General features: G+C 41.5%; 15 protein-coding genes. 7 read left to right on the top strand and 8 right to left on the bottom strand.

From position 1 onward, the window contains the following. The first annotated feature begins 353 nt into the window (after positions 1-353). From H9648_RS17110 to ade, 4 genes are all read left to right on the top strand, one after another. Positions 354-848, top strand: coding sequence for a hypothetical protein (locus H9648_RS17110; RefSeq protein ID WP_191755008.1), 495 nt, complete (start codon positions 354-356; stop codon positions 846-848). A gap of 11 nt (positions 849-859) precedes the next feature. Continuing rightward, the gene (locus tag H9648_RS17105; RefSeq protein ID WP_171005587.1) at positions 860-1,036 is read left to right on the top strand and encodes a hypothetical protein; all 177 of its coding nucleotides are present in this window, start codon (positions 860-862) and stop codon (positions 1,034-1,036) included. Then, positions 1,036-1,230 (top strand): YwbE family protein, encoded by a 195-nt coding sequence (locus tag H9648_RS17100; protein WP_066399319.1) that lies wholly within the window; start codon positions 1,036-1,038, stop codon positions 1,228-1,230. Before H9648_RS17105 ends, H9648_RS17100 begins: the two co-directional genes overlap by 1 nt. 99 nt (positions 1,231-1,329) lie before the next feature. Beyond that, complete coding sequence (gene ade / locus H9648_RS17095) at positions 1,330-3,066, top strand: adenine deaminase (protein WP_191755007.1); 1,737 nt, start codon at positions 1,330-1,332, stop codon at positions 3,064-3,066. 2 nt (positions 3,067-3,068) lie between these two features. On the opposite strand, the gene H9648_RS17090 is transcribed toward ade, so the two are convergent. The 5 genes from H9648_RS17090 to H9648_RS17070 form a co-directional block, all read right to left on the bottom strand. Next, positions 3,069-3,698, bottom strand: a complete 630-nt coding sequence (locus tag H9648_RS17090) for a response regulator (RefSeq protein WP_191755006.1) — start codon at positions 3,696-3,698, stop codon at positions 3,069-3,071. Further along, positions 3,673-4,734 (bottom strand): sensor histidine kinase, encoded by a 1,062-nt coding sequence (locus H9648_RS17085; protein WP_191755005.1) that lies wholly within the window; start codon positions 4,732-4,734, stop codon positions 3,673-3,675. Before H9648_RS17085 ends, H9648_RS17090 begins: the two co-directional genes overlap by 26 nt. Then, on the bottom strand, positions 4,731-5,462 hold the full coding sequence (gene liaF, locus H9648_RS17080; protein ID WP_191755004.1) for a cell wall-active antibiotics response protein LiaF: 732 nt from the start codon (positions 5,460-5,462) through the stop codon (positions 4,731-4,733). Before liaF ends, H9648_RS17085 begins: the two co-directional genes overlap by 4 nt. 87 nt (positions 5,463-5,549) lie before the next feature. Beyond that, positions 5,550-6,194: a PspA/IM30 family protein gene (locus H9648_RS17075; protein WP_191755003.1), complete on the bottom strand. Its 645-nt coding sequence runs from the start codon at positions 6,192-6,194 to the stop codon at positions 5,550-5,552. 29 nt (positions 6,195-6,223) lie between these two features. Then, entirely contained in the window at positions 6,224-6,571 is a 348-nt protein-coding gene (locus H9648_RS17070; RefSeq protein ID WP_191755002.1) for a lmo0954 family membrane protein, read from the bottom strand. 287 nt (positions 6,572-6,858) lie between these two features. Here H9648_RS17070 and H9648_RS17065 point away from each other — a divergent pair, with 287 nt between their 5' ends. Continuing rightward, complete coding sequence (locus H9648_RS17065; protein ID WP_225218963.1) at positions 6,859-7,533, top strand: LbetaH domain-containing protein; 675 nt, start codon at positions 6,859-6,861, stop codon at positions 7,531-7,533. Positions 7,534-7,621: 88 nt separating this feature from the next. Here the strand turns inward: H9648_RS17065 and H9648_RS17060 are convergent, their stop codons facing one another. Continuing rightward, positions 7,622-8,116: an NUDIX hydrolase gene (locus H9648_RS17060; protein ID WP_191755001.1), complete on the bottom strand. Its 495-nt coding sequence runs from the start codon at positions 8,114-8,116 to the stop codon at positions 7,622-7,624. A gap of 117 nt (positions 8,117-8,233) precedes the next feature. On the opposite strand from H9648_RS17060, the gene H9648_RS17055 reads away from it, so the two are divergent. Then, positions 8,234-8,710, top strand: coding sequence for a glutathione peroxidase (locus tag H9648_RS17055; protein WP_191755000.1), 477 nt, complete (start codon positions 8,234-8,236; stop codon positions 8,708-8,710). A gap of 49 nt (positions 8,711-8,759) precedes the next feature. On the opposite strand, the gene H9648_RS17050 is transcribed toward H9648_RS17055, so the two are convergent. Together H9648_RS17050 and H9648_RS17045 are read right to left on the bottom strand one after the other, a co-directional pair. Beyond that, positions 8,760-10,139, bottom strand: coding sequence for a YjiH family protein (locus H9648_RS17050; protein WP_225218962.1), 1,380 nt, complete (start codon positions 10,137-10,139; stop codon positions 8,760-8,762). A gap of 140 nt (positions 10,140-10,279) precedes the next feature. Continuing rightward, positions 10,280-10,972 (bottom strand): pseudouridine synthase, encoded by a 693-nt coding sequence (locus H9648_RS17045; RefSeq protein WP_191754999.1) that lies wholly within the window; start codon positions 10,970-10,972, stop codon positions 10,280-10,282. A gap of 250 nt (positions 10,973-11,222) precedes the next feature. Here H9648_RS17045 and H9648_RS17040 point away from each other — a divergent pair, with 250 nt between their 5' ends. Continuing rightward, positions 11,223-12,374: a GNAT family N-acetyltransferase gene (locus tag H9648_RS17040; protein WP_191754998.1), complete on the top strand. Its 1,152-nt coding sequence runs from the start codon at positions 11,223-11,225 to the stop codon at positions 12,372-12,374. The last annotated feature ends 285 nt before the right edge of the window (positions 12,375-12,659 follow it).

Here is a 12,659-nt window from a genome sequence, read left to right as displayed (position 1 = left end):
TACTTAGGTACTCTCTTCTTGTCAGTTTTTTTATTTTGTACGTGTGGTTGAAAAAAGCCTCTTGGTATTGTCCTATAAATTTTTGACACCCTTGCAAGTTGATTGGAGTGTAGGGTGCAAGACTCCTGCGGGACAAGCGGTCAGGTGAGACCCTTAAGGGCGCGAAGCGGCAAGGGGCTCACCGCCTGCCCCGCGGAAAGCGAAGCACCTGAAACGGAGATCAACTCCCCTCATTCAACCTGTTTATACATATAACCATTTTTCCCCTTACAGTTTCCCCTGAGACCTTTTCGTTTTCACCCCTCAATGTGATATAATCAACCAATCACAACAAAGAAACGGAGAGTATAAACATGCTTTCATTTGAAGATAAAATTGCTTTAATCGAAGAAAACTTCCCAGAGCTCGACATGCACGAGGTATCCCTAGGCCGCTTGAACTTCCACTTCGAGGAAAGTGTACAAGACAAGAAAATCGTCGTGTACCACCTTCATCCGAACGGAAATGGCTTCGTTTATGGCGGACACCTGCCACAAAGCGTAAAAAACGAAAAAGGCTATGTGAACATCCGTGACTACGAAGCAGAAGAACTAATCGCTCTTATCCAAGAATCCATGGAATTTCTATCGAAAAAACATGGCTGGCAGCAGCCGAAGAAAGATCGTTCAGATGACGAAGAGCGTAAAGAAGAACACTGGTACAGCCTCAGCCACGAGGAAATTCGCCTCGTAGGAGAAGATGGCATGTGGTTCATCTTTGATGAAGATGATGCACTAGAAGCTGCATTCGAAACATATGCAGAAGCAGAAGGTTATTTAAAAGAAGCAGATTTTAAAAAGAAAAAATAGAGGTGACTAAGATGGCTGAGGAGAAAAAGAAGTTAAGCTTTCAAGAAATCGCGAAACAGCGCTTAGCTGAAAAGAAAGCACAGCAATCAGGCGGATCATTCAGCAAGGGGCCCGTTAAAGTGGCCAACCAGCTAAAAAACCAACAAACCAAAAAAGCAAACAACCAAGCGCGGAGAACAGGTGTTTAATGCATCGTAAGCGAGCAAATATCACCCCTGGTCTTCCCGTGAACGTAATCTTAAAAGCAGATCAGCGTTCTGGCAAGAAAACAAAAGGTATCGTAAAAGATATCTTAACGAACTCACCTACTCATCCACACGGCATCAAGGTACGCCTTGAAGACGGTCAAGTGGGACGAGTCATTGACATTCTGAATGCATAAAAACGAAAACGGTCACCTCCTCGGGACCGTTTTTTCTGTACATGGAATACATTGGATATCCGTATACTAGTTGATAGATTTTTTAAAGGAGATCACTTCATGAACATAGATGCTCTAAAAAAACGAATTGAAGTTAGTACGAAAAGAATTCCAGCAGATGTTGTAATAAAAAACGGAAAAATTATTGATGTGTATAATCTTGAAATCATTGAAGGAGATATTGCAATCGTTGATGGCTATTTTGCAGGAATTGGTGAGTACGAAGGACATGAAACGATTGATGCAGCAGGTAATTTTATATCCCCTGCCTTCATTGACGGTCATGTGCACATCGAGTCTTCTATGGTAACGCCGGCAGAATTCAGCAAAGTGCTGCTCGCTCATGGTGTTACAACGGTTATAACGGATCCTCATGAAATCGGTAACGTTTCAGGGACTGAAGGGATCTCTTTTATGTTGAATCAGTCTGAGGGACTTCCTCTCGACGTCAGAGTGATGCTTCCTTCATCAGTTCCTGCAACTCCTTTTGAGAATGCAGGTGCTGTCTTAAAAGCATCTGACCTTGAACCTTTCTTAGCCCATCCACGTGTCCTCGGTTTAGCTGAAGTGATGGATTTTCCTGCTGTTTTTAGAGGGGATGAGGATATGCTTCAAAAAATCATTTCTACAGCTGATCAAAACGGAATGATCGATGGCCACGCAGCAGGTTTAGACGCTAATGGCATCAACGTCTATCGCTCCTCACTGATTACGACGGACCATGAATGTACGACAAAGGATGAAGCACTAGATCGAATCTCTCGAGGGATGTACGTGTTGATACGTGAGGGATCAGTAGCCAAAAATTTAAGAGCGCTCATAACAGCTGTAACACCGAAAAACGCTCGTCGCTTTTTATTCTGTACAGATGACAAGCACCTGGATGATTTAGTAGCAGAAGGGAGTGTAGATCATAACGTGAGGCTCGCTATTCAAGAAGGTATGGATCCTCTGCAAGCAATCCAGCTCGCAACCTTGAACGCAGCAGAATGTTACGGTTTAAAAGAAAAAGGCGCTGTCGCTCCAGGTTACAAAGCAGACTTTCTTTTGCTTGATGATTTGCAATCCATTTCCATATCCGATGTTTTTGTAGAAGGGAAATTGGTTGCTAAGGATGGAATGTTTGTTGGATCTTGGACTCAAAGTTCACAGCCTCCAGCCGCTTTAACACAATCGGTAAACATGACGAAGATAGATTCGGAAAAGCTTTCTATTCCTATAACCGATGGTAAGCCCATCCATGTGATTGAAATCATCCCTAACCAAATTGTTACCAAGAAGAAAATTCTTGCGGCAACGGCAGAAAACGGAGAATTCATACCATCTATCACGAACGATTTATTAAAAATGGCTGTGATCGAACGTCACAATAAGACTGAAAACATTGGTCTAGGCGTGGTAAATGGCCTTCTTATCCAAAACGGTGCGATTGCTTCAACGGTTGCGCATGATTCACACAACTTAGTCGTTGCAGGAACGAATGATAAGGATATGCAAGTCGCGATAGAGGCTATCCGCTCTATGCAAGGCGGCTATGTAATCGTGAAAAACGGAGCAGTGCTCGCATCTGTCCCACTCCCTATCTCAGGGTTGATGTCAGACAGACCATTTACAGAAGTCAATCAACAGATCATCCACTTGAAAGAAAAATTAAGGGAGATTGGATTCAGCGGAGATTTTGATCCGTTCCTGACCCTATCCTTCTTAACTCTTCCTGTAATTCCAGAGATAAAGCTTACAGATCTCGGTCTCTTTGATTTCAAAACCTTTCAGCATATCTCCGTGCAGGCCGAATAAAGTTACACGAGTGAATGATTGAAGGCATAGATAACAGCTTGCGTGCGGTCTTGTACATCCAGCTTGCTCAAAATATTACTCACATGTACTTTGACTGTTTTTAATGCGATGAACAGATCATCAGCAATCTCCTGGTTCGTCTTCCCTTTCGTCATCAATAAAAGGATCTCCATCTCGCGCGCAGTCAGCTCTTCATGCGGCTCGCGCGTTTGCTTTTTGCGCATCTTGCTCATCATCTTCCCGGTTACTTCGGGTTCGAGAACAGATTTACCATGATACGTATCGCGAACAGCTTGAGCGATATCACTCGCTTTTGACGTTTTTAACATATAGCTAGAAGCCCCTGCCTCGAGTGCCGGATATACTTTCTCGTCATCAAGAAAACTTGTTACGACAATGATTTTCGCTTCTGGCCATGCCGCCGTGATCTCTCGTGTTGCTTCAATCCCGTCCATCTCATCCATAACAAGATCCATTAAGATAATATCCGGTTTCAATGCTAGTGCCTTCTCTATCGCGACTTTTCCATTCTCCGCCTCATCCGTTACCTCTATATCAGGCTGCGCAGAAAGGTAAGCCGAAACCCCAATACGCACCATCTCATGATCATCCACTAATAATACTTTGATCATTGCCGTCATCTCCCGCTTTTAAAATAGGTACTTTCACTTCAAGCCGCGTTCCTTCACCTGGCAAACTCACAATCTTAAGTGTACCGCCAATTTCTGCTGCCCGTTCATGCATATTCTGAAGTCCATAGGAACCTGTTTTTTCTTGATCCATCTTAAAGCCTACACCATCATCTTCAATGCGGAGGATAATCAGATCATCTCTTTGGACGAGCAAGATTTGAGCTTTATTGGCCTGTGCGTGCCTTAAGATGTTAGACACCGATTCTTGAAGAATACGAAACAGGTGATCTTCTACTCCTTTTGCAAGTGGAATCGTTTCAATCTTCCATTTTAGTTCGATCGGTACCTTTTGCAGAAGCTCCTGTAAAAGCTCTTCCATTCCTTTCTGCAATGATTTTCCGTTTAATGCTGCAGGACGAAGGTGCAGAAGAAGTGCTCTCATCTCAAGCTGTGTCTGATGAATCGTTTCTTCTACAAGCTTTAACTGTTTCGTTTCACGTGAGTCTTCTTCTCTTCGCGTTTCATTTATAGCAGACATGATCATGCTGGCTGCAAAAAGCTGCTGCGAAACAGAGTCATGCAGTTCCCTCGCCAAACGATTTCTTTCTTGGGAAATAATCTGTTGAATTCGCTTCTCTTGATCTACCGCTTTTTCGGTAGCCATCTTTTGAGACTGACGAATCTTTTCCCCTAACTGCTTTTGAATGCCTTCCATCCGCTTCGCTATCGTTCGTAATTCAAGGCTCTGAACTTCTTTCATATCTACTTGCCTTCCGTCTTCAATAGACTTCAGTGTACGATTGATGGAGTTTAGTTGTTTACGAGACGTAATGCCCGAATTCAAACCAAAGAACGCGCCCATGATGAACACTAAAAAAGGCAAGACGAAAGCAACGGGAATATCAAGTAAGTGTTTCTGTAATAAAAAATCCCAGTTATCGATCGGAAATATTGTGTAAACGATCGAACCTAAGAGAATCGCTACAGCAAATGCAGCTACGATACCGGAGAACATATGACGTAAAACAGTACTCATACCCGTTTCACCTCCAGACTTCCGGCAAACATACTTGTCACGATTTTTATTTTTTTATTCGCTTCTACATATCCTTTCGTTCGGTAAAAGAGCGTCTGGTTGAACAGTTTAGATTCATTTCGGTCAAAAATCCTTGAATTCCCCATGATCATAGAATGGCTGACTGCTGCCTCCATTTCATAAGGAACATAGATCGTGATATTCCCGATCGTACCGCGGATCAGTATAACTGATTCCCCATCAGGTAAGATGGTCTGATTCAGATCGATGATCGTATCACCAGGACCACATTGAATGTTAATATCGTTCCATTCATACACATGCTCTGGTGTTTGTTGAGTGCCTAAAAGGATGTTTTTTAATAGCGTTTCTTTTCTGTATACATCATCTTGTGTCATAGTCGGAACATGTTCGAACTGAGGCGTAACGAAAACAGGATTTTGTTTCGTTTGATAAAATTCATAGATGACATAGATGACGAATGCTACTAACAAGAGCTTAAAGGTGAACATGCTTAATACGTTCATGACAGCGATGAAAACACCGAGCCAGAACATGATCTTACCGGAGCGCCTCGGCATTCGTTTTCGTCCAAAAAACAGGAGTGCAGCACTAAACAAGAGAGAAAATAAGATTCCTCCTCCGTTTAAGGTAGCTTCTAATAACACCAAGACCACCGCTAGTAAAAGCCCCCAACTTATGAAATCACTTCTTTTCCGATTCAGCATCTGCACTCACTCACTTTCTGTCATAAACGAGGTAAAAGGCGCAGCAATTTGCGCCTTGTCTCTCATTTTATCGTATCACATACTGCCTTAAACGGTAGTAGATGATTCTTCCTTTTTCCAATCTTTTTCAAGTTTAGCTAGCTTCGCTTCCATTGAGCTTGCATGATAATCAGCGTTTACTTTCTGCTCAAGACGATCCATATAGCTTTCAAGTTCATCAAAACGGAATGCCGATTTTTTTATGGATTGAGACGGGTCGATCACACGATCCATCTTTAGATGAGCGCGTGCTACATTTTCACGACCCATTAATTCCATACGTTTGATCTGCATATCTTTGAGCTTATGTTTCATCTGCTCATATTTTTGCTCGAGCTCTACAAGATCTTTTTCTGCTTGCAGCGTAGACTCTTTTAAGTTCGCTGCTCGTAGTGCATGCTGTTCTTTTTCTTGGAGTGCGAACTGATACAGCTCTTGTTCGTTCGCTTGTTGAGCGATTTCAGCCTGATGAGCACGCTTAGCTGATCTTGCCTCTGCTTCTTCCATCTCACGTACGAACTGATCTTTTAACAGCTGCTGACGTTCTACTAACTTATGAGCTTTGTTGACCTCTAACTCACACTGTCTTAAATATTGGTTCAGAAGAGATAACGGATTCTTATCCTCTTTTTGATCTAAAAGCTCATGTACATCTGCTGAGATTGAGTTTCTGATGCGTTCAAATAAATTCATAGTGATTCGCTCCTTTTTAGCGTTTGTTTTTAGCTATTTTTAAGTTTTGACCATTCTCTTTCAAAGTTGGTGAAAGGGTCATTACTGTCGTTCTCATCTATCGAAGCTGATTGATTCCATTTCTTATAAACCACGTAGAGAACATAGATCGCGACAGCACCTAATATCGCAGGCAGATTGCTAACGGATACACAAAGGCCTACGACCGATAGAGCTCCCCACCAAAATTTCTTTCCTCCACTGTTTGCAGCCATCGCCTTCTTAAATGCGTAATACATGACTGCCAGACCGATCCCAAGACCAACCATCGGGCCAAGATTCGCGATCAAAACGATTGCTGCAATTCCTCCAACTACAAGCAAGCCTAATTTTTTCATTTTGGCTTCCTCCTTTCGTATCTTTAGCTTACCTCCCTCAGCATTTTCTCAAAACTGGCCGTAGCTGTATCTTTGCATAAGCCTCGAGGCGTAGTGGGGTCTGACCCCACACAAATACAAAACCCCACTTTGTACAAGTGGGGTGGACATATAACGATCATTCAAACAAAGAGATACTGACGATCAACGTCAGTATCCGAATGGACTAGTATTGGTTTTTAGAAGCGGTTTCCACTTCTTTCTTCTCTGCATACGCTGAGAAGATAAAATGTAAGGGGTGGATAATTTTGAAACACAATGATTGCGGAGATGGCTTTCAACCTTTTGTTAGCCCTAATCCTAAGACAACTTTTAATCCAATTCAGATCGCACCAACCATTGATCAAAGTTCATTTTTAAGTCCATTTACAAGCGTAATCGGAGATGTAAGGATACAAGAGAACGTATATGTCGCACCACTTGTGAGTATTCGCGCAGATGAAGGGACGCCATTTTATATCGGCTCTGATACGAACCTTCAAGATGGCGTCATTCTTCATGGATTAACAAATCAGTTCGTCAAAGTTGATGGCAGGAAGTATTCCATTTATATCGACAATGAAGTCTCTGTCGCACATGGTGCTCTCGTTCATGGGCCGTGTTTTATCGGTGAAAAAGTATTCGTAGGCTTTAAGGCGATCGTTTATAACGCTACGGTGGAGAAAGGAAGCTTTATTTCCTACAATGCAGTAGTAACGAACGGCGTGCGTATTCGAAAGAATCGATTCGTCCCGCCTGGTGCTTATATTGATTCTCAAAAGAAAGCCGATGCACTCTCCCGCGTACCTACTGACGTAAAAGAGTTTGCACGCGGCGTACAGCTAGTCAATCAGGAGTTCCCAGCTGCTTATCATCTTCTGTTTGGTGATTGTCGCTGTTCTTGCGGATTGGCTTACAACAGCAGTGAAGAAGAATCGGATTAAAAACAGAAGTAAAAAATAAGGTAAGCAGCGTAAGGTTAACATACATATCAACCTCGCTACTTACCTTGTTTCTTTATTCTCGTATCTGTTAAGAACGTGTACCCACTACAGGAGATTGATCTTCTAAGAAATAATCCGGCTCAAAAGAACCTTTCTTCAGCTTTTCCTTCACAGCTTCAGGATACAACACATACTCGTCTAACTTTTCCAACGGGACCCACTTAAAGACAAGCCGATCTGCTTCTAACACAGTAAATTCCTCACCGTCATTAAGCGGCAACGGGTTTTTTGCTGTGATTTTAAAATATAATCCAACCTCGTGGATCTCTTTTTCTGCATATGTAAAAAAGTTTTCAACTGTCCATAAGAAACCATTAACGGTCACGTTGTTCAAATCCAATTCTTCTTTCATTTCACGCTGCAAACTTGTCTGCGCATCTTCTCCAAGCTTCACCCGTCCACCTGGCAATGACCAGTTAGTCTCCGTTTTTGCTCGATGCATAAGTACGCGGCCTTCTTTAATCATTACCCCCGCTACACGGTAATTAAAAACTTGATGTTCCACATGAAACACTGCATCCATTTTAACTTCCCCCTTTTAATTTTCTCCTTATTTTACCACTTCGAGCATTTTCAGTGAAAGCCGTTCCATTTACCGTTAAACTAAATAAAAAATACGAAAAATAAGGAGCTCGAGAAAATGTCTGTATATGATTTTTCAGTTGAAACGATCAAAGGCGAGAAAGCCGATCTAGACTCATACAAAGGTGATGTGCTCTTAATAGTAAATACGGCAAGTAAATGCGGTTTCACCCCTCAGTACAAAGGTCTTCAATCCATTTATGAGAGCCATAAAGAGCAAGGATTATCCGTACTCGGATTTCCATGTAATCAGTTTGGTGCACAAGAACCTGGTTCGAGTGATGAGATCATGGAGTTCTGCGAGTTGAACTATGGCGTTAACTTTCCGATGTTCGCAAAAGTAGACGTAAACGGTGATCAAGCGCATCCCCTATTTAAATACTTAGCCGCCGAAGCACCAGGAATCCTAGGATCTAAAGCGATCAAATGGAACTTCACTAAGTTTTTAGTAGACCGAAACGGACAAGTTGTTAAGCGCTTCGCCCCAACGGATAAGCCTGAAACGATTGAAAAACATATACAAGAGCTTCTATAACACACAAAAATAGCTGCTTAGAGGAACATTCCTCTGAGCAGCTTTTCTTTTAAAACATAAGATGTGCCATTCCCACAACAATCGGAAGTGAGATAAAAGTACGTAAGAAAAAGATGATGACTAGTTCTTTAAAGTTAACAGGAATCTTAGAAGCTAATAGCAGACCGCCAACTTCAGACATATAGATCAATTGGATGACTGACATTGCCGCGATTACGAAACGAGTCAGCTCACTCTCAATTCCTGCTCCAATGATTGAAGGAAGGAACATATCTGCAAACCCGATTACGATCGTCTGTGCTGCATCTGATGCATAAGGAACTTGCAGCAACTCTAAGATCGGTACAAAAGGTGCTCCAAGGTACGTGAAGAAAGGTGTGAACTCTGCGACCATCAATGCAGATGTTCCGATTGCCATTACGATCGGTACAACGCCCATCCACATATCAAGTACGTTTTGAATTCCTTCTTTCACTAACGGTGCAGCTTTTTTATTTTGATCAGCGCGTTCAACCGCCTTTTTAAGACCAAATCGAAAAGGTGTCTGACCTTCAGGAATCACTTCATCCGCCACGTTTTCTTTTGCGCCCTCATAATACGTATCAGGCTTTCTAGACAAAGGCGGGATGCGCGGGATAATAATCGCACACACTAGCCCTGCTAAAACGACTGTTAAATAATACGGAACGATCATATGAGCCAAATCTACTTGAGCAAGAACAACGATCGCGAATGTAATAGATACGACTGAGAATGTTGTACCGATTACAGCTGCCTCACGCTTCGTATAATATCCCTCTTCATACTGTTTGTTTGTTAATAGAACACCGATCGTTCCATCCCCAAGCCATGATGCTAAGCAATCGATAGAAGAACGCCCAGGCAGTTTAAATACAGGTCGCATCACTTTTACGAGTAGTGCCCCACATAGTTCTAACAGCCCGAAGTTGAATAACAGCGGTAAAAACAGTCCTGCAAATAAGAACACAGAAAACAATACAGGAATCAGATCAAAAAGCAGAAGCTGCCCTGTATTTTCAGACCATACGGCTTCCGGCCCAAGCTTGAACAGCGTCATCACAGCAAAAATCAATCCTACTAAACGAATCAATTGCCATACGATATTCACGTTGAATAATGTATTTAAAAATGGTTGGTTTACAATGGCTTTAGGTTTAAACATGTAAGTTCCTAAAGATCCAATGACCGTGATCGCTATAATAACCGTCATGATCTTCGGAATATGTGGACCTATTCCATCCTGCAACATACCTGCTAAAATCGCTACAGGAATGGTAATTTCCCCATCATATGAGATAGGAATCATAAATAAAAATATACCAATCAGTGATGGTACTATAAATTTAATTAATCGACTAGAACTTGTTTGTTTCATTTGATCATCAATCTGTTGTTTCGGTAAACCCATAATCTTATGCCTCTCTTTCTACGGTGTAAAGCGCTTTCATACACTTTCCATTACCAAGTATATGTTGATTCTACAATTTTCGCAATATTGTAAGAAATTCTAGTTTTTTTATAAAATACTAGTGTTTCTTTCCTTTTTCACTAAATCTTTAAACCTTTTTTCAGGTCAATAAGCTCTTCATCCCTTAAATAACGCCACTTTCCGGCTTCCAATGCATGAAGATGTATATTCATAATACGTATACGCTCTAACTTCTCTACTTCATACCCTAGCGCTTTACACATACGCCTAATCTGCCGATTCAATCCTTGTGTAAGCGTGATTCGAAAAATATACTTGCTTACAAACTCTGTTTTCGCAGGTTTGGTTACAGCATTTAAGATGAGAACACCTTGAGCCATTTTCTGAAGAAACAATTCGGTAACAGGTTGATCGACCGTTACTTCATATTCTTTTTCATGACCATAATCCGCCTGCGAAATCCGATTGGCTAACTCTCCGTCATTCGTTAATAAAATCAAACCTTGAGAGGCTTTATCTAACCTACCAACCGCAAAAACACGCTCCGACATATCGATATACTCTAGAATGTTTCCATCAATATCAGGATTTGATGTGGTCGTGACTCCAACTGGTTTGTTAAAAGCAATGTAGATCGCTGACGCTTTTTGAGGTATCGTTTTACCATCTATAAGAACAGTATCCAATTCATTTACAAAACTATCTTTATTCGCGATCTCACCATTTATAGAAATCCGGCCACTCTTCAATAGCCGATCCGTCTCTCTTCTAGAACAAAAACCTGTTAAACTTATATATTTATGAATGCGCATGCTCGTCCTCACTTCAACGTTGTGATTATGCACAACGATTTATAATTATAACTCCAAATGAATATAATTTCGATAGTTTTTATAAATATCCATTATTTTTCACTTCTCTATACATACTAACATTTTTATTTTAATGCGATTTTTTGATGATCTGAGTGTTAAAAACAAGCTCCAAAAAATTTTTAATCGAAATCCTTTTCAACCCTCTCACCTAACTTGTACTATGAAGGAGGAAAGGGAGGTCATCAATATGGAACGTAGAGTATTGTCAGAGTCTGAATTTGAAAAATCTATACAGCTTTCCCAATATGCTTTTCAGTACATCGTAAAAAAAGAGGATCTGCCAAAACGTTATGAAATGATGAAGAGACAAGAAATTTGGGGAGAATTTGAAAACGAAGAGCTTATTTCTAAGCTTCACATTCACTCTCTAGAGATCTCTATTGAAAATCAGCGTTTCCCAATGGGTGGAATTGCAGGCGTAGCTACATGGCCAGAGCATCGCCGTAAAGGGTCTGTCACCCGTCTATTACAACAAGCACTCTTAAGAATGAAGGAGAATGGTCAGAGTATCAGCTTGCTTCATCCTTTCAATATCCAGTTTTATCGTCGTTTCGGCTGGGAACTCACTGCCTCAGTGAACAAATATACACTAAATAAAAGTGATCTCGTGCGATATGAGGATGTCCCTGGAACCATTTCCAGGTTAACGGAGAAGGACGGAAATGAGTTACTAAATACGGTTTACGAAGGTTGGTTCCGTACATACAACCATCTGCTTGTTCGTTCAGACTATTGGTGGAACAATCATGTGTTCACAGAAGGCTACAACCGTATCCTATATAAAGATGAAAACGGAGTACCAACGGGATACCTATGCTGCAAGGTCGCAGATAAATTGCTGGACGTTCAAGAGTTTGTCTATGTTAGCGATGACGCTCGGCGTGCGCTATGGAATTTCATCTGTCAACACGATTCGATGGTAGACAAAGTGAAAATCATCGCACCATCTAATGATCAGCTTCCATTTTTATTGAATAATCCACGGATCCACCAAGAGCACTATCCCTACTTCATGGCACGTATTGTGGATGTAGAAAGCTTTCTAAAGCAATATCCGTTTAAAAACATGGAAGGCAGGCTTACACTATCCATTACAGATGAAAAAGCCGAATGGAACAACGGTACGTTCACTATCGATGAAGATGTTGTTACAAGGGATTCAGAAACGGTAGCAGAAGCATTAGCTATGGATGTACAAACGTTAGCAGCAGCACTTTTAGGCTCACAAAAGCCCCAGTTTTTATTTACATGCGGAAAGGTTAAAGGAAAACAAGAAGACATTGAACAGTTTGAAGAAATTATTACTAACAAGCCTGCAGCGTTCCTGGATTTCTTTTGATTAAGGATTCTAGCCTAAAAAATCGTCGGCTTACAAATTTTTATCTTCTTTGAAAGTTGATTGGAGTGGAAGGTGCGAGACTCCTGCGGGACAGGCGGGCAGGTGAGACACTTAAGAGTGAAACGTACAAATGTGGCTCACCGCCTGCCCCGCGGAAAGCGAGCAACCTGAAACGGAAATCAACAACCATCATAAGCTACAAAGGTTTTCCCAAAACCAGCTTTCCAACCACAAGCCTTATCCATAATCGGATAAGGCTTATTTTAATTCAGCATGTTTCAGGGA

The sequence above is a fragment of the Fictibacillus norfolkensis genome, assembly GCF_014836645.1.
GTDB classification, from domain to species: domain Bacteria; phylum Bacillota; class Bacilli; order Bacillales; family Fictibacillaceae; genus Fictibacillus; species Fictibacillus norfolkensis.
The sequence above is the reverse complement of the archived record's forward strand: the minus strand, read 5'-3'. Positions and strand labels throughout refer to the sequence as shown.

Excerpts from the sequence above, each read along its gene's own strand:
- H9648_RS17110 (WP_191755008.1), top strand. The coding sequence starts at position 354 with ATGCTTTCATTTGAAGATAAAATTGCTTTAATCGAAGAAAACTTCCCA.
- H9648_RS17105 (WP_171005587.1), top strand. The coding sequence starts at position 860 with ATGGCTGAGGAGAAAAAGAAGTTAAGCTTTCAAGAAATCGCGAAACAG.
- H9648_RS17100 (WP_066399319.1), top strand. The coding sequence starts at position 1,036 with ATGCATCGTAAGCGAGCAAATATCACCCCTGGTCTTCCCGTGAACGTA.
- ade (WP_191755007.1), top strand. The coding sequence starts at position 1,330 with ATGAACATAGATGCTCTAAAAAAACGAATTGAAGTTAGTACGAAAAGA.
- H9648_RS17090 (WP_191755006.1), bottom strand. The coding sequence starts at position 3,698 with ATGATCAAAGTATTATTAGTGGATGATCATGAGATGGTGCGTATTGGG.
- H9648_RS17085 (WP_191755005.1), bottom strand. The coding sequence starts at position 4,734 with ATGAGTACTGTTTTACGTCATATGTTCTCCGGTATCGTAGCTGCATTT.
- liaF (WP_191755004.1), bottom strand. The coding sequence starts at position 5,462 with ATGCTGAATCGGAAAAGAAGTGATTTCATAAGTTGGGGGCTTTTACTA.
- H9648_RS17075 (WP_191755003.1), bottom strand. The coding sequence starts at position 6,194 with ATGAATTTATTTGAACGCATCAGAAACTCAATCTCAGCAGATGTACAT.
- H9648_RS17070 (WP_191755002.1), bottom strand. The coding sequence starts at position 6,571 with ATGAAAAAATTAGGCTTGCTTGTAGTTGGAGGAATTGCAGCAATCGTT.
- H9648_RS17060 (WP_191755001.1), bottom strand. The coding sequence starts at position 8,116 with ATGGATGCAGTGTTTCATGTGGAACATCAAGTTTTTAATTACCGTGTA.
- H9648_RS17055 (WP_191755000.1), top strand. The coding sequence starts at position 8,234 with ATGTCTGTATATGATTTTTCAGTTGAAACGATCAAAGGCGAGAAAGCC.
- H9648_RS17050 (WP_225218962.1), bottom strand. The coding sequence starts at position 10,139 with ATGGGTTTACCGAAACAACAGATTGATGATCAAATGAAACAAACAAGT.
- H9648_RS17045 (WP_191754999.1), bottom strand. The coding sequence starts at position 10,972 with ATGCGCATTCATAAATATATAAGTTTAACAGGTTTTTGTTCTAGAAGA.
- H9648_RS17040 (WP_191754998.1), top strand. The coding sequence starts at position 11,223 with ATGGAACGTAGAGTATTGTCAGAGTCTGAATTTGAAAAATCTATACAG.